At 64.6% G+C, this 26,508-nt stretch carries 30 protein-coding genes; 27 read left to right on the top strand and 3 right to left on the bottom strand.

Going from position 1 to position 26,508, the window contains the following annotated elements:
• Positions 1-167 precede the first annotated feature (167 nt).
• Both L6Q96_21485 and L6Q96_21480 read left to right on the top strand, forming a co-directional pair.
• Positions 168-1,346, top strand: coding sequence for a DNA cytosine methyltransferase (locus tag L6Q96_21485; protein MCK6557125.1), 1,179 nt, complete (start codon positions 168-170; stop codon positions 1,344-1,346).
• Positions 1,343-2,122 (top strand): hypothetical protein, encoded by a 780-nt coding sequence (locus L6Q96_21480; GenBank protein ID MCK6557124.1) that lies wholly within the window; start codon positions 1,343-1,345, stop codon positions 2,120-2,122. Before L6Q96_21485 ends, L6Q96_21480 begins: the two co-directional genes overlap by 4 nt.
• Here the strand turns inward: L6Q96_21480 and L6Q96_21475 are convergent.
• Positions 2,037-2,978, bottom strand: coding sequence for a hypothetical protein (locus tag L6Q96_21475; protein MCK6557123.1), 942 nt, complete (start codon positions 2,976-2,978; stop codon positions 2,037-2,039). The two genes, L6Q96_21480 and L6Q96_21475, sit on opposite strands and share 86 nt — an antisense overlap.
• Before the next feature lie 150 nt (positions 2,979-3,128).
• Between L6Q96_21475 and L6Q96_21470 the strand changes: the two genes are divergently transcribed.
• The 20 genes from L6Q96_21470 to L6Q96_21375 all read left to right on the top strand — a co-directional run bounded on the left by L6Q96_21470 (position 3,129) and on the right by L6Q96_21375 (position 23,435).
• Positions 3,129-4,433, top strand: a complete 1,305-nt coding sequence (locus L6Q96_21470) for a hypothetical protein (protein MCK6557122.1) — start codon at positions 3,129-3,131, stop codon at positions 4,431-4,433.
• Positions 4,430-5,395: a hypothetical protein gene (locus L6Q96_21465; protein ID MCK6557121.1), complete on the top strand. Its 966-nt coding sequence runs from the start codon at positions 4,430-4,432 to the stop codon at positions 5,393-5,395. The genes L6Q96_21470 and L6Q96_21465 overlap by 4 nt, the downstream gene beginning before the upstream one ends.
• Positions 5,392-10,953 (top strand): DEAD/DEAH box helicase, encoded by a 5,562-nt coding sequence (locus L6Q96_21460; protein MCK6557120.1) that lies wholly within the window; start codon positions 5,392-5,394, stop codon positions 10,951-10,953. Before L6Q96_21465 ends, L6Q96_21460 begins: the two co-directional genes overlap by 4 nt.
• Positions 10,954-10,955: 2 nt before the next feature.
• Positions 10,956-12,152, top strand: a complete 1,197-nt coding sequence (locus L6Q96_21455; GenBank protein MCK6557119.1) for a PD-(D/E)XK nuclease family protein — start codon at positions 10,956-10,958, stop codon at positions 12,150-12,152.
• Between the two features lie 103 nt (positions 12,153-12,255).
• The gene (locus tag L6Q96_21450) at positions 12,256-12,471 is read left to right on the top strand and encodes a type II toxin-antitoxin system HicB family antitoxin (GenBank protein ID MCK6557118.1); all 216 of its coding nucleotides are present in this window, start codon (positions 12,256-12,258) and stop codon (positions 12,469-12,471) included.
• Complete coding sequence (locus tag L6Q96_21445) at positions 12,471-12,695, top strand: type II toxin-antitoxin system HicA family toxin (protein MCK6557117.1); 225 nt, start codon at positions 12,471-12,473, stop codon at positions 12,693-12,695. Before L6Q96_21450 ends, L6Q96_21445 begins: the two co-directional genes overlap by 1 nt.
• A 128-nt stretch (positions 12,696-12,823) precedes the next feature.
• A complete protein-coding gene (locus L6Q96_21440) occupies positions 12,824-13,192 on the top strand; it encodes a HEPN domain-containing protein (GenBank protein ID MCK6557116.1) in 369 nt (122 codons plus the stop codon).
• A 128-nt stretch (positions 13,193-13,320) separates the two neighbouring features.
• Positions 13,321-13,563 carry a ribbon-helix-helix domain-containing protein gene (locus L6Q96_21435; protein MCK6557115.1) on the top strand — a complete coding sequence of 81 codons (243 nt, stop codon included), beginning with the start codon at positions 13,321-13,323 and terminating at the stop codon, positions 13,561-13,563.
• The gene (locus L6Q96_21430) at positions 13,548-13,886 is read left to right on the top strand and encodes a type II toxin-antitoxin system PemK/MazF family toxin (protein MCK6557114.1); all 339 of its coding nucleotides are present in this window, start codon (positions 13,548-13,550) and stop codon (positions 13,884-13,886) included. The genes L6Q96_21435 and L6Q96_21430 overlap by 16 nt, the downstream gene beginning before the upstream one ends.
• Before the next feature lie 134 nt (positions 13,887-14,020).
• A complete protein-coding gene (locus tag L6Q96_21425; protein MCK6557113.1) occupies positions 14,021-14,941 on the top strand; it encodes a hypothetical protein in 921 nt (306 codons plus the stop codon).
• Complete coding sequence (locus tag L6Q96_21420) at positions 14,925-15,203, top strand: hypothetical protein (GenBank protein ID MCK6557112.1); 279 nt, start codon at positions 14,925-14,927, stop codon at positions 15,201-15,203. The genes L6Q96_21425 and L6Q96_21420 overlap by 17 nt, the downstream gene beginning before the upstream one ends.
• Positions 15,187-16,110, top strand: a complete 924-nt coding sequence (locus tag L6Q96_21415) for a S49 family peptidase (protein MCK6557111.1) — start codon at positions 15,187-15,189, stop codon at positions 16,108-16,110. The genes L6Q96_21420 and L6Q96_21415 overlap by 17 nt, the downstream gene beginning before the upstream one ends.
• A gap of 46 nt (positions 16,111-16,156) precedes the next feature.
• The gene (locus L6Q96_21410) at positions 16,157-18,526 is read left to right on the top strand and encodes a DEAD/DEAH box helicase family protein (protein MCK6557110.1); all 2,370 of its coding nucleotides are present in this window, start codon (positions 16,157-16,159) and stop codon (positions 18,524-18,526) included.
• Positions 18,527-18,547: 21 nt separating this feature from the next.
• Positions 18,548-20,137 (top strand): type I restriction-modification system subunit M, encoded by a 1,590-nt coding sequence (locus L6Q96_21405; protein MCK6557109.1) that lies wholly within the window; start codon positions 18,548-18,550, stop codon positions 20,135-20,137.
• Entirely contained in the window at positions 20,134-21,357 is a 1,224-nt protein-coding gene (locus L6Q96_21400) for a hypothetical protein (GenBank protein ID MCK6557108.1), read from the top strand. Before L6Q96_21405 ends, L6Q96_21400 begins: the two co-directional genes overlap by 4 nt.
• 408 nt (positions 21,358-21,765) lie before the next feature.
• Entirely contained in the window at positions 21,766-22,197 is a 432-nt protein-coding gene (locus tag L6Q96_21395) for a hypothetical protein (GenBank protein ID MCK6557107.1), read from the top strand.
• A 9-nt stretch (positions 22,198-22,206) separates the two neighbouring features.
• Positions 22,207-22,449, top strand: coding sequence for a DUF4160 domain-containing protein (locus tag L6Q96_21390; protein MCK6557106.1), 243 nt, complete (start codon positions 22,207-22,209; stop codon positions 22,447-22,449).
• Positions 22,424-22,771 carry a DUF2442 domain-containing protein gene (locus L6Q96_21385; GenBank protein MCK6557105.1) on the top strand — a complete coding sequence of 116 codons (348 nt, stop codon included), beginning with the start codon at positions 22,424-22,426 and terminating at the stop codon, positions 22,769-22,771. Before L6Q96_21390 ends, L6Q96_21385 begins: the two co-directional genes overlap by 26 nt.
• 83 nt (positions 22,772-22,854) lie before the next feature.
• Positions 22,855-23,148: a BrnT family toxin gene (locus L6Q96_21380; protein MCK6557104.1), complete on the top strand. Its 294-nt coding sequence runs from the start codon at positions 22,855-22,857 to the stop codon at positions 23,146-23,148.
• Entirely contained in the window at positions 23,145-23,435 is a 291-nt protein-coding gene (locus L6Q96_21375) for a helix-turn-helix domain-containing protein (GenBank protein ID MCK6557103.1), read from the top strand. Before L6Q96_21380 ends, L6Q96_21375 begins: the two co-directional genes overlap by 4 nt.
• A 107-nt stretch (positions 23,436-23,542) precedes the next feature.
• Here L6Q96_21375 and L6Q96_21370 read toward each other — a convergent pair whose 3' ends face one another.
• A complete protein-coding gene (locus L6Q96_21370; protein MCK6557102.1) occupies positions 23,543-23,857 on the bottom strand; it encodes a type II toxin-antitoxin system PemK/MazF family toxin in 315 nt (104 codons plus the stop codon).
• On the bottom strand, positions 23,854-24,069 hold the full coding sequence (locus L6Q96_21365) for a ribbon-helix-helix domain-containing protein (GenBank protein ID MCK6557101.1): 216 nt from the start codon (positions 24,067-24,069) through the stop codon (positions 23,854-23,856). The genes L6Q96_21370 and L6Q96_21365 overlap by 4 nt, the downstream gene beginning before the upstream one ends.
• A gap of 232 nt (positions 24,070-24,301) precedes the next feature.
• On the opposite strand from L6Q96_21365, the gene L6Q96_21360 reads away from it, so the two are divergent.
• Genes L6Q96_21360 through L6Q96_21340 form a run of 5 tightly spaced genes read left to right on the top strand, consistent with a single transcriptional unit; the run spans position 24,302 to position 26,358 of the window.
• On the top strand, positions 24,302-24,550 hold the full coding sequence (locus L6Q96_21360) for a hypothetical protein (GenBank protein ID MCK6557100.1): 249 nt from the start codon (positions 24,302-24,304) through the stop codon (positions 24,548-24,550).
• Between the two features lie 5 nt (positions 24,551-24,555).
• The gene (locus L6Q96_21355) at positions 24,556-24,936 is read left to right on the top strand and encodes a hypothetical protein (protein ID MCK6557099.1); all 381 of its coding nucleotides are present in this window, start codon (positions 24,556-24,558) and stop codon (positions 24,934-24,936) included.
• Positions 24,937-24,940: 4 nt separating this feature from the next.
• Complete coding sequence (locus L6Q96_21350) at positions 24,941-25,636, top strand: four helix bundle protein (protein MCK6557098.1); 696 nt, start codon at positions 24,941-24,943, stop codon at positions 25,634-25,636.
• Between the two features lie 57 nt (positions 25,637-25,693).
• Entirely contained in the window at positions 25,694-26,164 is a 471-nt protein-coding gene (locus tag L6Q96_21345; protein MCK6557097.1) for a type II toxin-antitoxin system VapC family toxin, read from the top strand.
• 5 nt (positions 26,165-26,169) lie between these two features.
• The gene (locus L6Q96_21340) at positions 26,170-26,358 is read left to right on the top strand and encodes a hypothetical protein (GenBank protein ID MCK6557096.1); all 189 of its coding nucleotides are present in this window, start codon (positions 26,170-26,172) and stop codon (positions 26,356-26,358) included.
• The last annotated feature ends 150 nt before the right edge of the window (positions 26,359-26,508 follow it).

The following is a 26,508-nucleotide window of genomic DNA, read 5'->3' as shown; positions in this document are numbered from 1 at the left end:
ACCAGACCGGCGCCGCGGTGCCGATCGGGCAAGCAAGCAGCGTCTCGTTTCGGCGCCGGCTGGTGAGCTTCAGCGTTAGGCGTCGTGTGACGGCATCAAAATAGTCGTCGGAGATCTGCTTGGGATCAGAGAGCCACATCGCAACGCGGGCATCCAGCGGCGCTGCCGTGGAACTCTGCGCTGGTCTCGGCGGAATCGGGATTGGCCTCCGGGCACTCGGGTTCAACATCGCGAAGGCGTATGACTCGTGGAAAGAGTCCGTCGCGATCTACAACCACAACTTCGGTGACGAGGTCGCGGCCACCGCCAACCTCCTGAGCGAGAAAGGGCGCCGACTAGTAGAAGACGACCGCCGGCGCATCGGCGACATCGAACTGGTCGCCGCGGGGCCGCCCTGCAAGGGCTTCAGCCAGCTGCGGAACGGCCACCATGACGGTCGCAATGGCCACAATCGTGTTCTTGCGGCGATGCCCGAATACATCGCCATCCTTCGGCCGCGGATCTTCCTGATCGAGAACGTGCCCGACCTTATCAGGCATCGCGACGGAAGGACGCTCGCTGATGTCCTGGAGCGGTTGGAGCGGCCGGCGAAGCGCATGCGGTACCGAGTCGAATACAAGGTCTACGACGCCGCGCTGTTCGGGACCCCGCAGGCTCGGCGCAGGATCTTGATCCTCGGTGTCCGTGGCAGCGGAAAGGAGCGACTGCCCGAACCTGGCCCGGATCTCACGCCGCTCTTCGCGGCAGTCCGCCACAAAGGATCGGCTCCAAAGGAGCTCGAGAAATATCTGCGTGCCCTCACGGACCCGGATGACGCGAAGCTCACGTCGGCAAGTCAGGCGCTCTCCGACTTGCCACTCCTTGGCCCTGGGGAACCAGAAGCGGAGAGACCGTACGCTTCTGATGCGAAGACCGCGTTTCAGAGATGGGTACGCAATGGCGCGCCCGAGAAGCTGCGCGACACGAGGACGCCAGCAGTGAACGCCGAGACCGTCAAGCGCTTGCACCACATCCCGCCCGGTGGTTGCGCGCGAGTGATCCCGAAGGAACACCTCAACGGTCTATCGAGGCGCTACGACTCTGCGTACAGGCGCTTGCACCCCGACGCTCCCTCGACGGCGTTGTCGACGAAGTACGACTGCGTCTACCACTACGAGGAGGAGCGCTCCCTTTCTGTGCGGGAGTACGCCCGCCTGCAAGGCATCCCGGACTACGTCACGTTCCCCTCCACCGTGGTCTGCCGGCGAAGTGCATACGAGATGATCGGAAACTCCGTGCCACCTTTGCTGATCGAACGCGTTCTCGGCGAAGCGATGGATCGTGGAAACGGTGGGGCGAAGAGATGAGAGCCGCGTCGCCGCTCAGGCCCGGTGCGGTGGAACGCCTCGCCGACATCGATGTGGTGCTCGATGCCGCCTACGGAACTCCGGAAGCCGAACTCGGCAACAAGCCTGATCCGCTGGACGAGGCAATCTACATCATCCTGAGCTTTCAGACCGATCTCGCGCGCTTCAGCTCGACGTGGTCGGGGCTGCGCACTGCCTACCCGTCATGGGACGCGCTCGAGCATGCCGCAGCCCGCGACGTCGCACGCATTCTTCGTGACGGTGGCCTCCACAGGCAGAAGACGAGGACCATTCGCCGTCTTCTCGCCGAGGTCCGCAGAGTTGCCGGCGAGCATTCTCTCGATCTCTTGCGAGCGCTGAACGACGAGGATGCGGAGAGACTGCTCACGCGCCTCCCGGGCCTTTCGTGGAAGGCCGCCCGTTGCGTCCTTCTGTACAGCCTCGATCGCGAGGTGCTGCCGATCGACAGCAACACGTTTCGCATCCTGAAGCGGACCGGTGTCCTGTCACGGCGAGCCGTATATCGACGCCGCTCACTGCACGATGCGATTCAGGCTGCCGTGCCCGCGCCCCGCCGCCGCGCCTTGCATGTAAACCTCGTCGTTCATGGGCAGCGCACGTGCCTTCCGCGCGCTCCCCAGTGCGCGTGCTGCCCGCTGAACGCCGACTGCCCGAAGGTCGGCCTCCGTGTCACTGCCGGCAGGCATGTGCCGATGCCCGTCGCGATCTCGGTGGGGGCACGCGCCGCGATCGCAAGGGGAGATGCCCGGCCGTAGGCGGACAGAAAGGAGAGGTGCTTCCCCAGTCGTGGAGATGCTTTTCGTCATCGGCGGGATTGGTTTTGCGTTCGCAACCGCGATCGTTGGGGTCGTCGTGCGAGCGCGCCGCCGACGCACCGAGAGCCAAGCCCGTGTTGCAGCCGAGCGAGAGGCGCAGCGCCGCGAGGCAGAAGAAGCCCAGCACCGCGCCGAGCTGGCAGCCCGCGCCGAGGCGGAGCGGGAGCGCCAGGCCGACGAGGAGGCGCAGCGACGTGCGGCCGAGGAAGCGCAACGTCGCGCTGAAGAAGAAGCGCGTGCCGCAGCGGAGGCCGAGCAGCAGCGTCAAGCCGAGGAGGAAGCGCGTCGGGCCGAAGAGGAGGCGCGCGTTGCGGCAGAGCGGGAGGCGCAGCGCCAAGTCGAAGAGGCGCAGGGCCGCGAGGCCGAAGACGCCCAACGTCGCGCCGACGAAGACGCTCGCGAAGCGGCGGAGCGCGAGGCGCAGCGCAAGGCCGAAGAGGAAGCGCGCGCCGCAGTGGAGCGACGTCGCGCCGAGGAGGAAGCTCGCGTCGTGGCCGAGCGCGAGGCGCAGCGCCGCGAGGCCGAAGACGCCCAAAGTCGCGCCGACGAAAAGGCTCGCGAGGCTGCGGAGCGTGACGCGCAGAGCAAGGCGGAGGAGGCGCGACAGCGATCCGAAGAAGAAGCTCGTGCTGCGGCCGAGCGAGAGGCGCAGCGCAAGGCCGAAGAAGCGCGAGAACGGGCCGCCGAGGAAGCGCGCGCGGCGGCTGAAGAGGCGCAACGCCGCGAGGCCGAAGAGGCGCAATGCCGCGACGACGAAGACGCTCGCATGGCGGTAGAGCGGGAGGTGCCGCGCCAAGCGGACGAGAGAGGCGCTGCGGCCCAGCCAGAAGCCCCGCCTCCGTTCGCGCCACGAGCCCCAAGGCAATACCGTCCGACGGCGCGCGCGTCCGCTCCGCTACGTGCATCTGCATCGCCGAGTCCGGACCGAGAAGTCCGAGATCGCGCGATGCCGATCGAGGTGCGCCTTGTGTTCGAGAAGGCGGGCTTCTGCCGTGTCTCGCTCCTGCCACGCCGCGCTGCGGGGATGCCGGTCGAGTTCGCGGTGGAGGGCTCAGGCTGTCCCCCTGCGCTTCAGGCGCTGCAGGATGAGTGGTACCAGGACGTAATGCTGCCCGACATCGGACGCCTGCTCAGCGAGGGGATCGAGTGGGCTGGTGCACTTCCCGGCGGCGCCGCCGGCAGGCTATCCCTCAGCGGCCGGGGCATTTTCGTCTTGTCTCGTCATGGCGAGCTGAACGGCTTCGTCAGTACACCGCGCCTGGTCCTTGGTGAGGAACATGTGGTCCTCTGCGTCGCTGAGCGTCTGCCCGACGTTCGCGCGGCGATCGCGCTCACCGAAAGCCCGGAGCCGACGGAGCTGAACTCCGACAGCGGGATGCCGCCTGGCTGGGTAGGCCTGCGCGGCGTGTGCCCCAAGAAGCCTGTCGCGCCAAGTCCAGGCGGCGACATCATCGATGCACTCAGACCACTTCGTGACGTCGAGATCGCGCTCATCGGCGGGATCCGGATTGGTCGCCAGACCTGGCTCACCGGTTTTCCACCTACCGTCGAGCTTCTCGGCGACGCCAGTACGCTCGGGGTCGTCACCATCGACGGGCAGGAAGCGACGCGATCCTCAGAAGGGGGGTACGTTGCACCCGGCTGGGACTCTGCTGGTGAGCACACCGTTTGGTGCACGAGTACCTCGCGCACATACGCGATTCGAAGTGGGGCCGAGCTCTGGGAGCCGTGGGATGCATACGCGTGGTCACTGGGCGAGCCAACTGCCAGCGGCACACAATCGCGACCCGCGATCTGTGGAGTGCTCGTTCGCCCGCCACGCGTCGCACGATCCGACAGCCGTCCGACTGTTGTTGCCGCTTCGAATCCAATCTTGATCGGAGCGCGACCAGGGGAGATTGAAGTCTGCAAGCCTCGCGGTGACGTGCGCGCCGGACTTTGCGTCGGGTTCCCCTGGTTCGAACCCATCTGGGCGATCCCGGCCGACGCGCTTCACTGCGACAAGCGCACGGCGCGCGTGCTCCTGATCGGACCGCCGGTGGTAGTCGGCCGGGGCGACGAGCAGTCCATTGTGCACGGCGGGCGCGCCGCTCGACGCCGTGCTCTGGCCTGGGGATCTCAGGCATGGTGCTCTGCCGTCCTCGCGGCTGGCAGGAAGGGGCTTCAGACCGAGCCATCGCGGGTCGAGATCGCGGACCTATGGAAGGACTACAAACGCTACGCAAGAGCGCTCCGGAGACGCTGGCGATGAGCGCGAACTCCCTGCTGCTCTGGATGTCTGCGCGGCGCCAAGGTTCGTGGGCTCAGTTCCGCGCTGCCGTCGAGGAGCTTCACCTCGTCGCTGATGCCGAGATCGATGGGGAGGGCGACGACGCCCCTGATCAGTTTGCCCTGCCTCTTTATCAGACGCTCAGGTTCAACCTGCAACGTGTTGGGCACGCCGAGTTCTTTGCAGGTGCCGGCGAGGGATCGGAGTGGCGAGTCACGCCGCCCGCGCTGGCCGTCTCACGGCACGCGCGTGGCTGGCTCGGCGTCGTGGCCGGAGCGAGATCGCTCTCGTTCATGGATCGCCTACGTGCAGCGGTCACGGCTCACGGGGCGGAGCTCCGAGTGCTCGCGCTCGCAGCCTATCCCGACCAGATCCTGATCACCGCCGACACCCGGGACACACTTGCCGCAATCGCCGGTGAAACCGGCGTCCTCTTGCAGGATGACGCGCCAGCAGCGCTTCTTGCCAGTCTTCCGCCGGTCGACGATCCAGGCGTGCGCTACCCGACCGAACTGCCTTTCGGTTCAGACTGGAGGATCGATCGGTTCTCACCCGACGATCTCGTCTGGCGATCGGCAACGCTGGACGATGCTCGCACCGCTTCGGCGGGCCTCTTTCGTTTCTCTCTCCGGCACCAACGCCACGTGCTGTTCTGCTGCAAGGGCGCTGCAGCGCGAATTCCCGGGCAGGTGGGCAAGTATCTCGTTCTGCGGCAGCGCCGGCGTCGGCGCCAGGTGCTCCGGTACGACGCCCAAACCCGGACGCTCACCATGCCGGCGAGCTGCCGCCCGCCGTTCTTGGTCGAGCGTGCCCTGATCCTGTGCTCGGGATCGCCACCTTCCTACGACGGTGGCGGCCTACGAGGCGGCTCTCTCCAGTACGCCGAGATTCCGCAGGACATCGCCGCGATTTCGGCGGCACTTCTCCGCCAGGAGCTCCGATGAGTAACCCGCTCGCCATCTTCGATGACCTCCGCGACACGTACTTCCGGTACCTCGACAGTCCGTTTGACCTCAGGTACCCGGACCTCGTCGCCGAACGCCGGACACTGCTCGATGCAGACGGGCGGCTCTACCGGCGACCCCTCATCGAGCCGGTACCTGCTTACCAGCTCTGTGGGCAGACGTTCTCCCAGGCAGCGCAGGCTCTCCTTGGGCCGCTCTGGCCGCAGGCGATTGTCGCGGACCTGTCGGCGTTCGTGTCCCAGGGACTCTTCCCCCCGACCCTCCCGAACGGGCAGCCGCGCGAGTTGTACACGCACCAGCGCGCCGTCTTCGACGAGTCATTGGTCCAGGGCAACGACGTGGTCGTCACCACGGGAACTGGTTCCGGAAAGACGGAGTGCTTCCTCCTGCCGATCGCCGCCGAGCTCGTTCGAGAGTCGGGGGGCTGGCCGGCGCCGGGGACTCGGGCGGCACAGTGGGACTGGTGGAATCACTGGTCCATGCAGGGGAGCAAGCGTCGTTGGGCTCCACGGATCGCGCAGAGAGCGCACGACAACCGGACGCCTGCGGTCCGCGCGCTCATCCTTTACCCACTGAACGCGCTGGTCGAGGATCAGCTCGCGCGTCTTCGCGACGGCTTGGATGGGACTGGCGCGCGCGCGTGGCTCCAAGCGAACCGCGCTGGGAATCGGATCTACTTCGGACGCTACACGGGGCGGACGCCCGTATCAGGAAACCGTTCATCCGCGGCTACGACCAGGCTGCGCGCCGAGCTCGCTGATGCACATCGAGACGCGCAGCTCGTGGCCGGAACTCCTGCGGCACGGTTCTTCGCGAACATGGACGGCGGCGAGATGTGGTCGCGCTGGGACATGCAAGATCATCCGCCCGACATCCTCATCACCAACTACTCGATGCTGAACATCATGCTGATGCGCAGCGTCGAAGCCGCGATCTTCGACCAGACGAGACAGTGGCTCCAACAGGATCCCTCGCACATCTTCCATCTCGTCGTCGACGAGCTGCACACGTACCGCGGGACCCCTGGCACGGAGGTCGCGTACCTCCTCCGCGTACTTCTCGATCGCATTGGCCTCGCCCCGGACTCGAACCAGCTGCGCATCATCGCCTCCAGTGCATCGGTGGCGAGTGGCGCGGCTGGCCTCCAGTACCTGGAGTCCTTCTTCGGCCGCGACCGGAACCGCTTTCGAATCGTTGGTGGCGCGACGCAGCCACTGAACGCTGGCGCGTTCGGTCAAGTGCGAGCAACCGCCACCGCACTCCGCCAACTCCGGAATGATCTTCGAGCCTCGCCGTCTCTGACGGCCGCGACCGCGACGGCGTTCCACGCGGCGACCGGCGCGCCCCCAGTACCCGCCGGCGCAAGCCCGGAATCGACTCTCGAGTTCGCGCTCTCCCACGTCATGGCAGCCGACGCGCTCCGCCTGGCTTGCGCCACTGGTCCCGGCAGCGCTCCTCAATTGGAACCGCGGTTTCCCGAGCAGCTCGCGTCGGCCATGTTGCCCGCGCTTCCGCTCCCCGACGCCGTTGAGGCGGTGGAAGGCCTTCTTGCCGGCCTGTCTGCGGCGCGTGGGGTGAGTGGCACGGCGCCGCTCCCCGTTCGAGCGCACATCATCTACCGCAACCTGCAGGGCCTCTGGGCGTGCACGAATCCGGCATGCACACAGGTTCCACCACGCAATGCCGCGGCGCCTGCCGGAGCGCTCCACTACGTTCCGACGCTCACTTGCGTATGCGGCTCACGCGTACTCGAGCTGCTCTACTGCGAGGCCTGCGGTGACATCTTCTTCGGCGGCTACCGCCGAGACACGGGGCTGAATCCAAACGAGTGGTACCTCAGCCCCGACCATCCGGACCTCGAGGCGTCGCCAGACATGGCCTCGATGGACCGCGACTACCTCCGATACGCGGTCTACTGGCCCGGAGCTCCCGGCGTAGCACCGGCGTCCGCGCAGTGGACGCAGGACGGCGTTCCGAGAGCCTGGCGAGCCGCGCGGTTCACTCCGGCAGATGGCAAGGTCGCACTCGGCGGCACTGGGTACCTCTACTACGTGCCGGCGATGCACTCTCCGACTCCGCCCGCCGGAGAGAGCGCGCGGCAGGCCTATCCCGCTCGCTGCCCGCGCTGTGACGCCGATTGGTCTCGCCGCCAAATCGGGTCACCCGTGCGCACTCTTCGAACCGGCTTCCAGAAGATCGCGCAGGTTCTTTCGGACGCCCTGCTTCGCAACATAGCGCCGGCAGCCGCGAGCCAGTCGCGAAAGCTGGTGGTCTTCTCGGATAGCAGGCAAGACGCCGCGAAGCTCTCGGCAGGAATGCGGTTCTCTCACTATCGGGACGCGCTCCGCCAGGCGATCACCGGGGCGATCTCAGTCCAGGGAGCGGGCGCCCAGGCATTCGCATCTCAGGTGGGCGGACAAGTCCTACCTGCGCAGCAACAGGCGCTCGCCGCCGCGTTCAGCGGCACGCACCCGGCCGAGGCAGCTTCGCTTTCGATGGCCGCCAACGCGGCGACAGCGCAACTCCCGTCGCCTTCGCATCCAGGACTCACGTGTCAGACCGCGGCGCAGCAGATCCTGCTGCGGGCCGCCCAAGGGCCGTTCCATATCGGACAGCTCTCGGCTGACGCCTCGGCGCAGCTCCTCGCCAGCGGGACGAACCCCGGTGGCTTCACACAGGACGTCCTCTGGACCGCTCCCCGAGGCAGAGAAGGAAGCTGGCGAGACCTCTATGCGTGGGGCGCCCCCGGATCGATCCCTCAGGCGAGAGCGGCAACCCAACTCAGCCAGCAGCAGCGCGATCATCTCCGCAGGATTCAGGACCAATCGCTCCTCGAGGTGATGGACGTCGTATTCGCTTCGGGGCGTCGCAGCATCGAGTCTCTCCGGCTGGCGTACGCGACGACGGACCGCATCGGCGCGCCCGCTCCCAGCCCGCTCATCCAGGAAGCCGCCGACGGAGCGATTCGCTTGCTCGGCGCACGGCGCCGCCTGTCCACGCACGGCGCCGCCAGCCAACCGAATCCCCCAGCCTACGTCGCTCAGTACCTGGCTGCGGTCGCTCAGCTGCAGGGCTTTACGCCGGCAACCTTCGCAGGCGACGTGCTGAACTACCTCAACGGTGCAGGCGTGCTCACCCAGCACGTTCTCGTCGCTCAGAACCTCTGCCTTGCGCGTCCCGGAACGGTTTACTTCGAATGCGGGCAGTGCCGCCGGGTTCACCTGCATGCGGCCGGAGGCGTCTGCACCGATTGCCATATCCCTCTTGGTCCTGCGCAGCCGCTGGCAGGAGCCCAAGTCGCATCTGACTACTACAGCCACCTTGCGACCCAGGCTGGTCCGCTGTTTCGACTCAACTGCGAAGAGCTCACCGGCCAGACCAACAAGAACGATGGCCGCAAGCGCCAGCGACTGTTCCAAGACATCTGCCTGCCCCCGCCAGATGAGATTCAGATCACCGATCCGATCGATCTCCTGAGCGTGACGACCACGATGGAAGCCGGCGTGGACATCGGCTCACTGCTCGCCGTCATGATGGCGAACATGCCGCCCATGCGCTTCAACTACCAGCAGCGCGTTGGCCGCGCTGGCCGGCGCGGCGCCGGTCTATCGGTCGCGCTCACGCTCTGCCGCGGGCGCAGCCACGACGACTACTACTTCCAGCGACCGGACCGGATCACCTCGGATCCGCCACCGCAGCCGTACGTCGATATGCGCCGAGAGGCCATTCTCCTGCGCGTCCTCGCGAAGGAGGTCCTCCGGCAAGCCTTCGTGGCGCTTGGTCTGTTCGCGACGCAGGGCGGCGACAGCGTGCACGGCGAGTTCGGCGACGCGGCCGCTTGGGGCGCTCCGCCCCCTCAGCCGCCTCCTGGAACGCCGGCGGGCTCGACGATCGCGCAGTTGGTCGATGCGTGGATCCAGAACAATCAACCCGCCATCGCTCATACGTGTGACGTGCTGCTTTCGTTCACGACGCCGCAAATGCTGGCGCGGCGAGCTGCTCTCATCAGCTACGTTCAAACCCAACTCGTAGGGCGCGTGACAGCGGCGTCCGTCGATCCGCGATTGCCGCAGAGATCGCTGAGCGAGCGACTCGCGAACGTCGGGGTCCTGCCGATGTTCGGGTTCCCTACTCGCGTCCGCTACCTGTTCCACGATAAGCCGGGCCCAGCCTACGAGTGGCCGCCGGATGGGATCGTTGATCGCGAACTCGACATCGCGATCAGCCAGTTCGCACCATCGTCTGAGACGGTGAAGGACGGCCTGATCCACACCGCGGTGGGCGTCGTCGATTACCAGCCGCAGGGAAACGCTGTCGTGGAGCAGGCGAACCCGCTCGGCCCACCGCTTCCGATCGGGCTGTGCCGCCGCTGCCAGGCGGTCGATGGGTCTCAGAATCCGGCGCAAGCGTGCCCGGTCTGCGGAGCTGCGCCTCCGGACTACGAACAGGTGATCCTTTCGCAGCCGCGCGGCTTCCGCACGTGGTTTGGCGGAAGCCGCGACTTCGACGGCGTGTTCGAGTGGACCGCGAGGGCATCGCGCCCGAAGGTCGGCGTGATGCCGATCGGGCTCACGCCCGTCGCAAACTTCGAGATCTGGAGCGGTCAGGACACCGTCTACGTCATCAACGACAACGACGGCCAGCAGTTCGACTTCGAGAAGCTGGCGCAGGGTGAAACCTGGGTGACGCGCGATGCACTCGCGAAGGTCGGGGTCAACAACCCACCTCTCGCCCCGGGTGGCGCGCCAGACCGGCGCGCGCTCGCCTCTGTCAAGCCGACCGACGTTCTCGTCCTTGGAATCCGGACCTGGCCTGTCGGCGTCAGCGCGGTTCCTCTCCGCGTCGAGGGGCGGGCGGCGCTGTACTCGCTCGGGTTCCTGCTGCGTCGAGCCGCAGCGGTCCGGCTCGATATCCACGAGCGCGAGCTGAAGGTCGGTCTTCGCGTCATGCAAGATCCGAACGGTCAGGTCATCGGCCAGATCTTCATCTCGGACAGCCTCGAAAACGGGGCCGGGTACAGCTCGTACTTCGGCACTCCGGCCGAGGCGGAGAGCCTCCTGCGCTTCGTCGTCGGCCAGACGGGCAGCACGTTCTATGGCCCGCTCGTCGCCCTGGTGGATCCGCAGGGCAACGCGTTGCACGGAGCGCTGTGCCGGACCTCCTGCCCTGACTGTCTTCGCGACTTCAGCAACCTCGCGTACCACAACATTCTCGATTGGCGCTTGGGCCTCGACTTGGCTCGCTTGGCCCTCGATCCAAATGCCCCGATCGATTTCTCGGTCGCGTATTGGCAGGGCCTCGATGCGGCAGCCGCCGGCCCTTACTTCGCTGCGATGCCCGGGTGGCAGCCGTGCACGTTCGGGGGCCTTCAAGCGGGCCGGCGCGGAAATCAGGTCGAAATCGTGACCCACCCGCTTTGGAACACGGATCCCAACTTTGCTGGCCCACAGCTCGCCGCCGCGTATGCGCAGGCGGTCGCGGCGGGCTGCCAGGTCACGATGAAGTCCATCTTCGAGGTGCTGCGGAGGCCTTTCTAGCCGTGAGCCCGCTGGAGCTGCCCCAGATCCGCGCAACCAGCCCGACGCTAGCTGAGACCATGCGCGCCTGCCTCCTGCGCGCCGGGCTCTCAAGGGCGACCGGCAGCTCCAATTTTGTCCTCGGGAACCCGAAGGCGTGGCTTGGCACCGCCTACCATGAAGTGCTCGAGAAGATCGTCGAGATCGACCTCGGCCAGGAGTCTCTCGCTGCGGCTGTCGAACGGCTGTGGAACCAGGCAATCGCAAGCCTGCAGCAGCGCGCCGATGCGCATGCGCTCGATCGCCGCTTCGGCTCGCCGACGGCATGGCCCGGGTACCATGTCGCGCGCGCCAGCGTACTGCTCCGAGCAGGAGAGATCTCCGCGGGACCGGCGTCGGCGGTTGCGCCGGCCACGAAGCAGGCGTCAGGCGCGGGCCTCGCCGGCACGATCCGCGAGCAAGAGTTCACTGCGTTCGGCGGGAGGCTGCTTGGGCGCCCCGACGTGATCCGCGCCAGCGAGGTCATTGACTACAAGAGCGGCGCGATCGTCGAGCACGATGCCGCCACACAGACCGATGTGGTGAAGGCCGCCTACATCCGGCAGCTCCGCATCTACGGTTACCTCGTCAAGCAGAAGCTCGGGTGGTGGCCGAAGCGCGGAGTACTTCTTCCACTTGGTGGTGCTGGAGTCGAGGTCGAGCTCGAGCCGTCCGAATGCGAGCGGGAGGCTTCTGACGCGGTGGCGCTGCTCGACGTGTACAACGGAAAGGTCCGCTCGGGTGCAGCGCCCCAGCAGTTCGCATCGCCGTCGCCGGAGTCCTGCCGGTGGTGTGCGTACAAGCTTGTCTGTCCCGTTTTCTGGCAGGCCGCATCACCCGACTGGTCCGGACAGCTCGACGGCGCAGCCGTCGAAGGTCCTCTTGTTGGGGCACCAAGCGTGATCCACGCCGGCGCGGCCAGAGCGATCGCGGTGGACGTGCAGGCCGGAACCGAGGCTCGGCGCCAAGCGCAGATCGCCCCGCTCAATCCATCTGCTCACCCCGTCGTCGCCACACTAGTGCAAGCCGAGCGAGTTCGGCTAGTGGCCCTTTGGCAGCGGAATGATGGGATGCTGGTTCCGGGGCAGCGCACTGTGGTCTGCAGGGTCAGTGATTTGCCAAGCGTGACAAACAAGGGCGATTGTGTTGATGGACCGAGGCGCGAAGGGAACGACGCCTAACAACAGCATGCAGCGGACGGCGCTGCGCGCCGCCGCTGATGCTGAGCGTTAGCTTCCTCGTGTAGCTCCGGGTACAATCGCAAGCCGTGACGCGGGAGGTATCATGAGACGAGAGTTCGATGTGCTGATCGAGCGCGACTCCGAGGGCTACTATGTGGCGACGGTTCCTGGGCTGCACGGCTGCCATACCCAGGCGCGGTCTCTTGACGATCTGATGGAGCGAGTTCGGGAAGCCGTTGAGCTCTGCCTTGAAGTCGAAGGTGATGCGGTGGGACCATCGCTGGACTTTGTTGGTGTCCAGCGAATCGAAGTCGGGTGATGCCGAAACTGCGGCGTCCGACGGGTAATGACCTCATCCGTGCTCTTCGAAAAGCCGGTTTCGAGGCGATTCGGGTTCGGGGCAGCCATCATTTTCTGCGTCATGACGACGGCAGGGCGACGGTGGTGCCCGTCCATTCTGGTGAGACGATCGGTCCGGGGCTGTTGAGCAAGATCCTGCGCGACTGCGAGTTGAGCGCTAATGAACTGGACGCCCTGTTGTGAGCTGCTGCCCCGAAGCTAACTGGCGCGTCGAGCCGACCGGCTTGAGCTTGATCCTCCCTCGCGAGCGCCGGTGCGCCGGCGGCTCACGCGCAAGGCGTTGGGCATCGAAATAGGGAGGTCACGAGGGGATGGCAAGCGCAGAAGAATTCTTGCAGATGGCTACGGCTGACGCCGAGGCAGGCATGGCGTCAAACATTCCGTACACCATTTGCTTTCACGCCCAGCAGGCATCAGAAAAGTATCTGAAGGCGTATCTCGTCTCGAAAGGTCAGCAGGCTCCACGCACGCACAACATCCTTGAGCTTATTGATCGTTGTGCCGCAATCGACGATGCCTTCACATCGCTTCGGCCACTCGCTGAAGATCTGAGCCTTTTCGGCGTAGAGATTCGCTATGCGCCATCAAAAGAAGAGGCAGACAAGAAATGCCCTGCTACATGGAGCGCAATGCTGAGAATCAGCGAGCTTGTGCGGAGCAAAACCGATGCCCAACAATAGCTTCCAGCCGACGTCCTTGCCTCCGCTTCGCTCCGGCAAGGCCGCGGCTGAAGCTTGGCGTTAGCTCCATCAACAACGTTGCGGCGCAAACCCGCGGTATGATATTGGATCATACCAGAGGTGAGCCTATGGCAGCGTCAAAGGTGGCGATTTCTCTCGACGAGGACGTTCTCGCACAGCTCGATCGGCTTGTGCGGCAGCAGACGTTTCCGAACCGAAGCAAGGCAATCGAACAGGCTGTGAAGGAGAAGTTGGAACGCCTTGATCGCTCGCGGCTCGCCCGGGAGTGCGCCAAACTCGATCCCGCGTTCGAGAAGGCCTTGGCCGATGAGGGATTGTCCGGAGAGTTGGCCGAATGGCCGGAATACTGAGGGGCGATGTCATTTGGGCGGACTTGAACCCGGGCCGGGGTCACGAACAAGCCGGCATGCGACCGGTAGTAGTGCTGAGCCATGACGTCTTCAACCAGCGATCCGGAACGGTGATCGCCATGGCGGTAACCAGTCAGCCACAGCGCGCCAGCTTCCCGCTCACCATGGAGCTCAAGAAGGTACGGCTACCAAAGCGCTCGTGGGTCAAGATCGGCCAGGTCCGCACCCTCTCGGTAGACCGGCTCGGCCGGAAGTTGGGCCGGGTGACGCCGGAGGAACTGGACCGGCTCGTTGATGGCCTCAATGAGATCGTCGGGAGCTAACCCGCCGCTGGATCGGACCGCGGGCATGAGCGGCCGAGCTTGGTTCGCAGGTTCATCGTTTGCCCGCGGCCGCTCAGCGGCAAGGCGTTAGCCAGCAGCCAACGGCCGGGGTCCACATCGGAGCAGCGCGAGAGATGAACACTCAGACTCTTATTGAACCTCTGGTGAACTCGATTCGAGCGCGGCGGTCCTCGCTCGACGCCCTTGCGAAAGAACTGCGCACGCCGGCAATCCTCGAAGCCTTCGACAAATGGGACCACAACTCGTGGTGCAGGTCAGTGGCGGGTGATGCGCTCGTCCGTCTGCGGTTGTTCACGGAGCAGAACTTCAACGTCGTTGAGACGATGGGCGTTGTCGTTGTTGCCAGGTACACGTTCGAACTCGCGGTATGGCTCCGCCTATTTGCCTTGGACCGTCGCTACGGCCTTGTGTACTTCGACCAACTGCTCGCTACCCAGAAGCGCTTCTATGAGGACACACTCGCTCAATTACAGCGGGAAGTGACCTGGCTCAAGTCGTTGGGACAGAAAGAAACCACCTCTCACGACAACCTATTGAAGGGCTACGATGCTGTCGGCGCCAATGCTGGCAATGCCCAGAAACTCGTCTCCGCGTTATCCGGCGTTTCCGCCGAGATCGACGCAGAGGCTGCGCGGCGCTTTTCTCTGTATGCAGAAGCTGCGCGAACTAACGGTTACGATTTCCAAGCATATCTGGTCGAGACCAAGGCGTTGCCGCCTGTACGGCAGGCTCTCGCTGACATTGCAGCGGAAAGGGACAGATTCGAGTCGAGGGTTGTTCCCGAGATTAAGGCCCTCCGACCCGATCGCTGGCAATGGCGGCAAATGGCACAGATGGTTGGTCGAGCCGACGAGTATGACTACCTGTATTCGTTCGCAAGCAAGCTCCTCCACGCGACGCCTGTAAGCATCACGACGGATCAGAAGAACCTGGAGGTACAAGAGATGGCGCTCTTCCTGAAATACATCGACATTACGATCGCCGACGTCCTAGCACTAGCCAAGGAGTATCGCCCCAATGCCGCTGCTGGCTAACAACAGCATGCAGCGGACGGCGCTGCGCGCCGCCGCTGATGCTGAGCGTTGGCCAGACGAAGGAGATGCGATGAAGGCGCGAACACTCGAGGAGATTGAGCAGGCGTTTCGGGAGATAGGCCTGACCGAGACGACATGGGGTCAGCCACAGACACCAGAAGCAGAAATCGTGGCCGAAGCCGCGCCTGCCGAGCAGATCTTCATCCGCATCGAGACGACCACAACGCCGTTGGAGAGGAAGATCGATGCCGACTTGGCATAGCCTCCTGAACGAAGTCAAAGCTCGCGGCAGCACGTTCGATGTGGTCCGCCGGGAGCGGCTAAAGACTCTGGCCGAGAGGACCGGTCGAAACGTCATCATCTACTACTCGGGCTGGCTCCAGAAGCCGAGGCTTCCTGGGACGCAGGTCACTGACGCGGACAAGAACGGATTCATGACCGTCATTCACGGGCTTGACCGCACAAAGGGTCTCGACCTCATTCTCCACACGCCGGGAGGCGAAACGGCTGCGACCGAGTCCTTGGTCGTCTACCTCCGGGCGATGTTCGGCCAGGACATCCGCGCGGTAGTCCCAGAGTTGGCCATGTCAGCGGGAACGATGATTGCCTGCGCGTGCCGAGAGATCGTCATGGGAAAGCACTCTAGCCTCGGCCCGATCGATCCTCAATTCGGTGGAATGGCAGCCCACGGGGTCGTCGAGGAGTTCAATCGTGCGCACGCCGAGATCAAGGCCGACCAGACTCGGGCATTCGTGTGGCAGCCGATCATCGCGAAGTACTCGCCGACGCTTATCGGTGAGTGCGAGAAGGCCATCCAGTGGTCGAATGAAATGGCGCGAGAATGGCTCGTTACTGGGATGTTGAAAGACGACCGCGAGCGCGATGCGAAGGCTACGCGCATTGTTACCGAACTCGGTGATCACGCCCTCACCAAGTCGCACGCGCGCCATTTGTCACCACCTCGATGCATGGAAATGGGACTTGTGGTCCGCGTCCTCGAGGACGATCAGGCTCTACAGGACGCAGTGCTCAGTGTCCACCATGCCTGTATTCTCACGCTCGCTGGCACCGGGGCTTTCAAGATCATCGAGAACCATGAGGGCGTTGCCTCGCTCTCTGTCGCGCAGCAAGTCATCGTTCAAGGCCCGTCCCAGGTGCCACTCGAATGACCGCGCCCATTGGACCCGTGAGAGGGCCGGATAACGGCGTCACCCGATGAACGAAGCGGACACCTGCCGCAAGTACGTCGTACCCAAACTGCAAGCCGCCGGCTGGGAGAACGAGCCGCATTCGATCACCGAACAGAGAACGTTCACCGACGGCCGCATCATCGTCGTCGGCAACAAGGCGCGTCGCCAACCGCAGAAGCGCGCTGACTACCTCCTGCGCTACACCCGCGACCTCCCAATCGCCGTTGTCGAGGCGAAGAGCAGCTACAAGTCGCCGGCTGATGGACTGCAGCAGGCGAAAGACTACGCCACAGCTCTCGGCCTCACGTTCGCGTACGTGACGAACGGCCAGGGCATTATAGAGTTCGACTTCCTGACGGGCGTCGAGCGGGACCTGCAGGAGTTTCCCAGCCCCGACGAGCTCTGGGCTCGCCAGCGCGGCGCCGAGAAACTCTCGGACAGCGAAGCCGAGAGGCTCCTCACGCCGGGCTACTCGCTTGCGGGCAAGACTCCCCGCTACTACCAGGAGATTGCGATCAACGCGGCCCTGCGCCACATCATCAAAGGCCAGCGCCGGGTGCTGCTCACGATGGCCACGGGTACGGGCAAAACCTTCGTGGCGTTCCAGATCTGCTGGCGGCTCTGGTCCGCCCGCTGGAACCGCACGGGGGAGTACCGCAAGCCTCGCATCCTCTTCCTGGCCGACCGCAACATCCTCGTCGATGACCCGTACTCGAAGGTGTTCGCTCCGTTCGGCGATGCCCGCTCGAAGATCGAGGGCGGCAACGCGGTGAAGAGCCGCGAGATGTACTTCGCTATCTACCAGGCGCTCGCCGCCGACGAACGGCGGCCCGGGCTCTACAAGGACTACCCGAAGGACTTCTTCGACCTCATCGTCGTGGACGAGTGTCATCGCGGCAGCGCCCGCGAAGAAAGCTCGTGGCGCGAGATCCTGGAGTACTTCGAGCCGGCCTATCAGCTCGGCATGACGGCGACGCCGCTTCGCGAGGACAACCGCGACACGTACCTGTACTTCGGGAACCCGATCTACCAGTACAGCCTCAAGCAGGGGATCGAGGACGGCTTCCTCGCGCCGTACCGCGTCCACCGCGTGATCACGACGTACGACGCCGCCGGCTGGCGGCCAAGCGCTGGCGAGCTTGACCGGCTCGGCCGCGAGATCCCTGACCGGGAGTACACCACGAGGGACTTCGAGAAGGTGGTCGCCCTCCGTGCGCGCACCGAGGCCATCGCCCGTCACCTCACGGACTTCCTCAAGGGCACTGATCGCTTCGCCAAGACCATTGTGTTCTGCGTGGACCAGGAGCACGCCAGCGAGATGCGTCGCGCGCTCTCGAACCTGAACGCGGACATTGTGAAGCAGAACCCCGACTACGTCTGCCGGGTCACTGCGGACGAGGGCGACATCGGTCGGGGGCACCTCAGCCGCTTCCAGGAGCTGGAGACAACGACCCCGGCCATCCTGACGACGTCGCAGTTGCTCACCACTGGAGTGGACGTCCCGACGGTCAAGAACGTGGCCCTCGTGCGCGTGATCGGCTCCATGTGCGAGTTCAAGCAGATCATCGGTCGAGGCACTCGCGTCCGCGACGATTACGGCAAGTTGTTCTTCAACATCCACGACTACACGGGTTCCGCCACCACACTGTTCGCCGATCCGGACTTCGACGGCGAGCCGGCCCGCGTGAGCCAGGAGGAGATCGACGAGCAGGGCAAGCCCAAGCCGGACACGTACACGGCCACCGAGCCTGAGGTGCTCAAGCTCGGCGAGTCGCCGGGGCCGCCATATGGTGCGGTCATCGGTGACCCGCCGGACGAGGAGCCGCGCAAATACTTCTACGACGGCGGCCAGGTACAGGTCGCGGCACACCTGGTCTATGAGCTGGACGCCGAGGGACACCAACTCCGGGTGGTCCAGTTCACCGACTACACCGCCGAGCGCGTTCGCGCGCTTTTCCCGACGGCGGTCGAGCTACGAGCCGCATGGGCCGACCCAGAGCGACGCGCCGACATCATCGAGAAGCTCGCCGAGCGTGGGATCGACTTCGACGAGCTGACCAAGGTCACGAGCCAGCCTGATGCCGACCCGTTTGATCTCCTCTGCCACGTGGCATACAGCGCGCCCGTGCGGACGCGGCGCGAGCGCGTCGATCGGCTGCGCAAGGAACGCCGGGCCTTCCTGGAGAAGCACTCGGGAGTGACGCGGCAGATCCTGGAAGAGCTACTGGAGAAGTACGCCGAACACGGCACGGCGCAGTTCGTCCTCCCGGACGTGCTGCAGGTGCCGCCAATTTCGGACCACGGCAACGTCATCGAGATCGCCCGCTACTTCGGAGGAGCCGAGCAGCTCCGCGGCGCGATTCACGAGCTGCAGACGTTGCTCTACGCCGCGTAGCTGGACGCGGGTGAGAACTGAATGGCAAAGAGCAAGACAGCGAAGACGATGAAGAACGGCGACGTGCCGGTGACGACCGCCCAGCGCCTCGGGAGCATCCTCAAGTCCGCGCGGGATATCATGCGCAAGGATAAGGGGCTCAGCGGTGACCTCGACCGCATCCCGATGCTTACATGGATCATGTTCCTGAAGTTCCTCGACGACATGGAGGCGGTTCGCGCCGAGGAAGCGATACTCGCCGGCAAGAAGTTCAAGGCGGCCATCGAGGAGCCGTACCGCTGGCGGGACTGGGCCGCCAAGGAAGACGGCATCACCGGCGACGAGCTGATCGCATTCATCAACCAGGAAGAGTGCCGGCGGCCGGACGGGACCAAAGGCGCGGGCCTCTTCGCCTACCTGCGCGGGCTGCGCGGCGCCGAGGGAGGGGATCGCCGGGACGTCGTGGCTACCGTGTTCAAGGGCACGGTCAACCGCATGATCAACGGCTACCTGCTCCGCGACGTCATCAACAAGGTGAACGGCATCCACTTCACCGCGTCGGAGGAGATCCACACCCTCGGCAACTTCTACGAGTCGATGCTCAAGGAGATGCGGGATGCCGCCGGCGACTCGGGCGAGTTCTACACGCCGCGCGCGGTGGTGCGCTTGATGGTGACGGTCGTCGATCCGAAGATCGGTGAGACAGTGCTCGACCCTGCGTGCGGCACAGGCGGCTTCCTCGTCGAGGCATTCTCCCACATGGAGAAGCAATGCAAGACGGTGCAGCAGCGGCGGCAACTCCAGCAGAGCACCATCATCGGCGGTGAGGCGAAGCCGCTGCCGTACCTCCTCGCGCAGATGAACCTGCTCCTGCACGGCCTCGAGGCGCCGAAGGTCGAGCCTGGCAACAGCCTCGCTGTTGCGCTCCGGGACATCGGGGAGAAGGACCGGGTCGACGTCATCCTCACCAACCCGCCGTTTGGTGGCGAGGAGGAGCGCGGCATCCTCTCGAACTTCCCCGAGGACAAGCAGACCGCGGAGACGGCTCTGCTTTTCCTCCAGCTCATCATGCGCAAGCTCAAGCGCACGCCTAGACCGGGGCGCGCGGCGGTGGTTGTGCCGAATGGCGTGCTCTTCGGCGACGGCATCGCGGCGCGCATCAAGTTCGAGCTGCTCTCCTCGTTCAACCTGCACACCATCGTTCGGCTTCCCGAAGGCGTGTTCGCGCCCTACACGGATATCCCAACGAATCTCCTGTTCTTCGATGGGGGAGCCGCAACCCGGTCAATTTGGTACTACGAGCACCGGCTCCCGGAAGGCCGGAAGAAGTACACGAAGACGAAGCCGCTACAGCATAGCGAGTTCGAGTCCCTCATCACTTGGTGGGGGGCGCGCATCGAGACGGACAACGCATGGCTGGTCGATGTCGGTCAGGTTGTCTCGAAGAACGGAACTGGAAACGTTGTCGGCGTGAACCTGGACCTGAAGAATCCACACGCGAACGCCGATGTTGATGACCGCTCGTCTGCTCAGATTGCGAATGACCTCGACGCGAATGAGCGGGCCATGCTGGACCTGATCAGCGAGCTGCGTGCGCTCGTGGTGCAGGCGCCTACAGCAGGTGACGCATGAGCGTGTCTTTGATTCCGCTCGGCGAGGTGCTTCGCAGCCGAGACGAGGTGCCCGCGCTCGAGGCCGTGCTGAGTGGAGACGTGCCGATCGTTGCGAAGGTGCGGTTCGCGGACGGCGGCGTCGAGCTTCGCGCGTCGTCGGACTCCCGCACCGACCTGATCCTCGTCAGGAGGGGCGATCTACTCGTGTCGGGCATCAACGCGCTCAAGGGTGCGGTGGCACTGCATCCGAAGGAAGCTCCGAGCGACGTCGCAGCGACCATCCACTACGGCGCTTACGAACTGAATGAGGAGCGGGTACTGCCGAAGTACATCCACGAGTACCTTCGAAGCCCGGCGTTTAGGCGCCGGGCCGTCTCTCAGCTCCCCAACGGGATCAAGACTGAGCTGAAGGCGAAACGGTTGCTCACCGTCGAGGTCCCGCTTCCCAGCAAACCCGAACAGGCACGACGCCTGCGCGAGCTTGATGCGAGAAGCCGCATCATCAACGAGATGATGGCCCGACGGCACGCAGAGAGCGCTATGGTGCTCGGTCGTCGTGTGACGATCGGAGTCGACGCACGGCGACTCCTTGCCGCACGGTTGCGCGACATGCAGGAGGACGTGGTAGCGCGATCACCTCTTGCAGCGTTGGAGTCTGTCCTGGTGGAAGGACTTCGGCACGGGCCCTCTTTTCCATGCAGCGTGGATGGAGAGGGCACTCCGGTGCTCATGCCGTCATCGACCACCGGCTTCGGCCTCGACACCACGAAGGTGCTGTACGGGGTCGGCGACGTGCAGCTACGGGAACTCGACTACCTCGAGCCCGGCGATATCATCTTCGCGCGCGGGAACAAGCCGGACCAGGTTGGCAACTGCGGGCTCTACGAGGGCGACCCAGGCGTCATGACGTACGCCAACCTGTTTATGCGCGTCCGCGTGGACTCGACGACCGTGGAGCCCTGGTTCGCTCAGTACTGGCTTATGACCCCCATGGTTCGCGAACACGTCCGCCGCCACACCAAGGGGACCGGTCCGTCGATCCAGAAGATCAACGGACAGGGTGTTCGGTCAATCCCATTTCCTCGCGGCGTCCCCCGTGAGGTTCAGAACTGGTGGATAGGATCCCTTGATCGGGTGAGGCTCCTTACCAGCCGGCTGGAGGAACTAATGGCGAGGCAGGCGCAGGACTTCGCCGCTCTGCAGCGAAGGGCGGTCGAGGACGTCTTCAGAGGGTTATAGAGCTGCTTCTCACGACGCTGGCCAACAACCGGTTGCAGCGGACGGTCCGCTGCGCGGCCCGCCGCTGAACCGGAGCGTTAGCCGCACTCCGAACGGAACCGCACTGTGTCACGAGGAGGAAGCATCTTGTCCGCTCGTAACCTTTCATTCGTCGTCTGCTGCTGCCTCATGGGTTGCAACCGCGCTGCGGTCAGAATCCCAGGAGCCTCGCTATCGTTTCCCCCGACCTCGACCCACTACGTCGCGCGGACTTCCTATCCGTACGCGGTTGTTGTCGCGGAACCTGCCGATGTCCGCGCCGATCACTATGGGGAGCGTGTTGCGGGTACGCGCTGGACAGGTTGCAGTACGGATCCGTTTTGGGGGACCGACGTGCGCTCGTTGATACGCGAGAGACTGAGTACAGAATTGACCGAGTCGAAGCTCTTCGCTCGCGTATCACAAGGTCCCCCTACCGAGGGCGATCTTGTTATTCACTCGGAGATTCGCGCGCTCTGTTCTCAGGCAATCGGGTTCATATATCTGCGTGTCGCTGGGATCAGCGCGCTGAAGATGACGGTCGACCGGGATGGTCAGCCGCTGTTCGCTCATCAATTCGAGAGCGTCGTCACCGACGCCGACGACGAGTACACTGGATCGCAGGTCACGTTTATTGAGCAGGCGATGGCCGTGACGCTGGCAGACAGCCTGCACAAGCTGATGCGCGAGGTCCTGGAAGGCTTGGAGCAAGCAGCTCCCAGCTGGAGAACAACGGCTAACCTGCGCCTGGAGTCCGACGCGCAAGAAGATGCGCGCGGCTCAGGCGCAAGGCGTTCGGCCGGTAGTTGCCGTTCGTGGTAAGACGCGCGAATGCCGACGGTCTTGAGGAGTGGACCCTATCGCGTGTACTTCTTCAGCCATGAGCCGAATGAGCCGCCGCACGTCCACGTTGACCGCGACAACCTGTCGGCGAAATTATGGCTGCGGCCCATCGCCCTCGCGCGGAACTTCGGGTTCCCCCCACACGAGCTGCGGCGAATCCGCGCATTGATCGAGGAGCATCAGGCACGTTTTCTGGAGGTCTGGCATGGGCACATTGGCACTCAGCGCTGACGAGCGAGTTCGCGACGTGCGATTCTCCGAAGACTCGCTCACCGTGGACCTGATGGATGGTCGTACGATCTCGGTGCCCCTGGAGTGGTATCCGAGGCTGGCGGGGGCAAGTCCGCGCCAGCTCGCAAATTGGACGCTCTGCGCAGCCGGCTACGGAATTCACTGGCCGGACCTCGATGAGGACCTGAGCACCGAGGGCATGCTCCGCGGTGCGCCGGCACCAGGCATGCGAACTGTGGGCCGAACAAGGCGCTCCACCCGACCGCGGCCACAAGGCCGTTCGAACAAGCGGGTGACGGCGCGTTCTGGCCGCGGCGGGTGAGCGCCAAGGCGTTCGGCTCGGGCGCGCGTCCGGGTGCTTGGTCAGTCATTGACTGAGTCGCCCACGGGCCGTAGGGTCGCCTCGTGAGGTTCGTCTGGGATGAGGCCAAGAACAGCAGGAACCGGAAGAGGCACGGCGTATCGTTCGAGCAGGCAAGTACCCTGTTCACACGAGGCGGTGAGTACCTCGATATCTTCGATGAGGCGCATTCGTCCGACGAGGATAGATTCATCGCTATCGGCCCCGTCTCCCGCGGGATCGTCCTGGTCGTTTACACGGAGGAGGAAGAGAACGTCGTGCGGATCATCAGCGCGCGCTTTGCAACGAAGCGCGAGGCCGAGATGTATCGTTCGTACGTCAGAGGCGGGCTGCAATGACTAAGATTCCTGAGCTTACAGAGGAGCAGTTGGCCCGGGCGATTCCGGGTCGCGTTCGCAAGCGGCTCATGATGGGCCAGATCGAGTCGGGAGAGGATGTCGCGGCACTGCGGCGCTTTGTCGGTCTTTCGCAATCGCAGTTTGCTGAGGCGATGGGCATAAGTGTCCACACGCTGCGGAACTGGGAGCAGGGTCGCCGGAGACCGGAAGGGCCGGCGATTGGTCTTCTAAGAATCGCCGCGCGGCATCCGCGTATCATTCGGGAGAACGTGAAATCGGCTGCATGACACGGGCGATAGAGGCGTGCCGAACAAGCCGCTCCAGGCGACGGCAAAGAGCACGCCGCGCCTGAGCGCCAGGGCGTTCGGCTTGCAGGCCGATGGTGATTACGTCGTCAGGACACGTCGAGTGCGGTCTTGATCGCCCGGTTCAGCTCGCCGATCTTGTGGGCATCGCACGCTCCCATGAGCCTTTTCAGGCGGTCGCGGGGGATCGTCAGGAGGTTGTCGAGATTGGCGACGCAGCTGACGGGAAGGCCTTGGCGTCGGCCGAGCGTTACTTCTGTCGGAAGCTGTCGGACCGTTCGCGTCACCAAGGCAACAACGATCCCACCGATGTTGGGGAGAACTGCGTCGCGTGTCAGAATCACGACCGGCCGGCTGCCGACGGGTGGCGGCAGTTCGGCCCACCAGACCTCTCCACGCTTCACGCCTCGTCGGCCTTCCAGGCAGGTAGCCCTGACAGCTCACCCAGTAGCGCCGCTTGTGCTTCGGCCACTTCAGACGTCTCAAGATCGGTGATGGCAGCGGCTTCGAGGTACTCCCGGACCGCATCCTCGACGAGTGCCGCTACGTCGCGTCCCTGTCTGGCCGCCAGATTCCGTAGCTGTTCTTCCACGGTGCCAGGAAGCTCGATTGTCATTTTTTCTAATCTACTCCGTGCTGCCGCTCGCTTCAATCGCGCAAGGGCGGCCACCCGGCCGAACCAGCCGCTGGAACCGACGGCGGGTGGTAGCTGGCCCGTTGATTCGAGAGCGCCGTTGGCCCGCCGCGGTTCAGCGGCAAGGCGTTAGGCTTGTCGGCAGCGTGGGATGTGCTCGGCCCAGAGGCACTTCCCGCTTGCAGGCTTCCGCGAAGGGCGTATAGATAGGCGCATGCCTCGAATGCAGATCTACCTCCCTGAAGCCATGTACAAGCAAGTGAAGGCGCGTGGCCTTCCGGTCTCGGAACTCCTGCAGAAGGCCGTGCAGGCCGAGCTGCGTCGACAGGATTTGCTTGCGGAAACCGATCGCTACTTAACCGATTTGATCGCCGAAGTCGGCGCCCCGACCCCTGCCCAGCGCGCGCGTGCCGGGGCCGTGGCGCGGCGCTTGGTGCCCCGCTCCGTTCGTAAGGCGGGGTAACGGGCGTGGTCGTCCTCGATTCCGGCGCAGTCAGCCGGCTTGCCGAGCGGTCCCGGCAGGCGGCCGCGCTCATCCTGGCTCTGCGGGAAGAGGGGCTCTGGCCACCGGTCGTTCCGTCCGTCGTCCTCGTTGAGTGCCTGCACGGTCATGCTGGTCGTGACGCACTCGCCAACCGCTTCTTGAAGACCTGCGATGTTGTGGAAGAGACTCCCGAACCGCTGGCACGGCGTGCGGCACTGCTGCGCAGACGATCGCGTCGCGGTTCCGCCGTCGACGCTCTGGTCGTGGCGTTCGCAGAACCCAATGGCACCGCCTTGACTTCGGATATCGACGATCTCAAGGCGCTCGCGGCGCACGCGAACCGTGTGAGCGTGGAGAAGGTGTGAGCCCATGGTAGTCGAGCGTCGGGCACAGATGGTTTGCTGTGCAGATTACGGTGGCCTGGCGGCGATCAAGCCGCCGCAGGCGGCGGCCAAGAGCCGGCCGCGTTTGAGCGGCGCGACGTTCGGCAGGAACCGAACGGGGTCGGTATCGCTATCGGTATCGGAATCGAAGGGCAGCACGAGCTTCGGTCACGAACGACTGGATGTCTACCGGGCGGCTATCGAGTACGTGGGCTGGGTGTACCGCTTCTGTCAAGGTCTCAAGGGGCATCGGAACGCCAAGGAGCAGCTGTTGCGGGCGTCGCAGGCGATTGCGCTGAACATCGCCGCAGGCAACGGCAAGGCGACAGACGGCGACCGGCGTCGGTACTCCGAGATCGCCCGGGGATCGGCCATGGAGTGCGGGGCGATCCAGGATGTTCTGGAGGTCTGTGGTGCCTTGTGCGCCGAGGAGAACGCCAGAACCAAAGCGGTGCTCGACCGGATCGTGGCCATGCTGACCAGGCTCGGTCGGCGTGGCTATGCGGTTCGCGAGGAACCGGCCGAGTACACGACGGGGGGAGTCGATACCGAATCCGATACCGATACCGACCCCGAGGGAAACGCGCCGCCAGGTGACTGCCGAACAAGACGCTCCACCAGACCGGCGCCGCGGTGCCGATCGGGCAAGCAAGCAGCGTCTCGTTTCGGCGCCGGCTGGTGAGCTTCAGCGTTCGGCGTGCGGGTGGCAATGATCGACCCCGAGGGATAAACGAATGCTGTGAAGCCGAGGGTGTACGTGGAAACGACAATCGTCAGCTACCTTGCCGCGCGGCGCAGCCGACATCTCATCGTACGCGCTCACCAAGAGCTGACGCGACGTTGGTGGCGACAGCGAGGGAGGCTGGACGTCTTTACTTCGCCGCTCGTCGTGGAGGAGGCTGGACGTGGCGACCCAGCAGCACGGGCCAGACGCGGGCGGTTTCTACGTGACCTCCCATTGCTCGAGATCAACGACGACACCAGGCTCGTTGGCCGCCAGCTTCTTGCAAGGGGGCCTTTACCGGCGCACGCGGAGGGCGACGCGCTGCACATCGGAGTCGCCGCCGTCCACGGGATGGAATACCTGGTCACCTGGAACTGCCGGCACATTGCCAATGCGTGGATGCGTCCGCAGATCGAGGAGATCATTCGCCAGCTTGGTTATGAGCCTCCGGTGCTCTGCACTCCGGAGGAGCTTCTGGAGGAGTGAACCCGATGCGTGATCCAATCGTCGAAGAGGTGCGCAGAGCGCGCGCTGCCTACGCGGCGAAGTTTGACCATGATCTTGACGGCATCGTTGACGATCTGAAGCGACGGCAGGATCAAGGTGAGTTCAAGGTGGTGCGTCTTGCGCCTCGGCCGGCCCGCAAGCTGCCGCGTCCACGATCGAGGCGAAGCGCCTAACTCAGCGGCTGCAGGCGACGGCGGGGAGCGTGCTCGTGATCGGTAGTGCTTCGATTGGAGCTTGGTGCTGGTTCGCCGCCGCGCCTGAGAAGGTGTGAAAAAATCGAAACGCTCTAGTACTAGCGATATCGCTATGCTACGAAATCCCCC

The organism is Candidatus Binatia bacterium (assembly GCA_023150935.1).
In the GTDB taxonomy this organism is placed as follows: Bacteria; Desulfobacterota; Binatia; order HRBIN30; family HRBIN30; genus JAKLJW01.
This window is presented reverse-complemented; position numbering and strand designations above follow the sequence as displayed.

Coding starts and splice junctions, on each gene's coding strand:
- L6Q96_21480 (MCK6557124.1), top strand. CDS start 1,343: ATGAGAGCCGCGTCGCCGCTCAGGCCCGGTGCGGTGGAACGCCTCGCC.
- L6Q96_21385 (MCK6557105.1), top strand. CDS start 22,424: ATGGGCACATTGGCACTCAGCGCTGACGAGCGAGTTCGCGACGTGCGA.
- L6Q96_21365 (MCK6557101.1), bottom strand. CDS start 24,069: ATGACAATCGAGCTTCCTGGCACCGTGGAAGAACAGCTACGGAATCTG.
- L6Q96_21360 (MCK6557100.1), top strand. CDS start 24,302: ATGCCTCGAATGCAGATCTACCTCCCTGAAGCCATGTACAAGCAAGTG.
- L6Q96_21465 (MCK6557121.1), top strand. CDS start 4,430: ATGAGCGCGAACTCCCTGCTGCTCTGGATGTCTGCGCGGCGCCAAGGT.
- L6Q96_21340 (MCK6557096.1), top strand. CDS start 26,170: ATGCGTGATCCAATCGTCGAAGAGGTGCGCAGAGCGCGCGCTGCCTAC.
- L6Q96_21425 (MCK6557113.1), top strand. CDS start 14,021: ATGAACACTCAGACTCTTATTGAACCTCTGGTGAACTCGATTCGAGCG.
- L6Q96_21440 (MCK6557116.1), top strand. CDS start 12,824: ATGGCAAGCGCAGAAGAATTCTTGCAGATGGCTACGGCTGACGCCGAG.
- L6Q96_21375 (MCK6557103.1), top strand. CDS start 23,145: ATGACTAAGATTCCTGAGCTTACAGAGGAGCAGTTGGCCCGGGCGATT.
- L6Q96_21445 (MCK6557117.1), top strand. CDS start 12,471: ATGCCGAAACTGCGGCGTCCGACGGGTAATGACCTCATCCGTGCTCTT.
- L6Q96_21415 (MCK6557111.1), top strand. CDS start 15,187: ATGCCGACTTGGCATAGCCTCCTGAACGAAGTCAAAGCTCGCGGCAGC.
- L6Q96_21430 (MCK6557114.1), top strand. CDS start 13,548: ATGGCCGGAATACTGAGGGGCGATGTCATTTGGGCGGACTTGAACCCG.
- L6Q96_21420 (MCK6557112.1), top strand. CDS start 14,925: ATGCCGCTGCTGGCTAACAACAGCATGCAGCGGACGGCGCTGCGCGCC.
- L6Q96_21470 (MCK6557122.1), top strand. CDS start 3,129: ATGCCGATCGAGGTGCGCCTTGTGTTCGAGAAGGCGGGCTTCTGCCGT.
- L6Q96_21460 (MCK6557120.1), top strand. CDS start 5,392: ATGAGTAACCCGCTCGCCATCTTCGATGACCTCCGCGACACGTACTTC.
- L6Q96_21450 (MCK6557118.1), top strand. CDS start 12,256: ATGAGACGAGAGTTCGATGTGCTGATCGAGCGCGACTCCGAGGGCTAC.
- L6Q96_21400 (MCK6557108.1), top strand. CDS start 20,134: ATGAGCGTGTCTTTGATTCCGCTCGGCGAGGTGCTTCGCAGCCGAGAC.
- L6Q96_21350 (MCK6557098.1), top strand. CDS start 24,941: ATGGTAGTCGAGCGTCGGGCACAGATGGTTTGCTGTGCAGATTACGGT.
- L6Q96_21410 (MCK6557110.1), top strand. CDS start 16,157: ATGAACGAAGCGGACACCTGCCGCAAGTACGTCGTACCCAAACTGCAA.
- L6Q96_21390 (MCK6557106.1), top strand. CDS start 22,207: ATGCCGACGGTCTTGAGGAGTGGACCCTATCGCGTGTACTTCTTCAGC.
- L6Q96_21435 (MCK6557115.1), top strand. CDS start 13,321: ATGGCAGCGTCAAAGGTGGCGATTTCTCTCGACGAGGACGTTCTCGCA.
- L6Q96_21405 (MCK6557109.1), top strand. CDS start 18,548: ATGGCAAAGAGCAAGACAGCGAAGACGATGAAGAACGGCGACGTGCCG.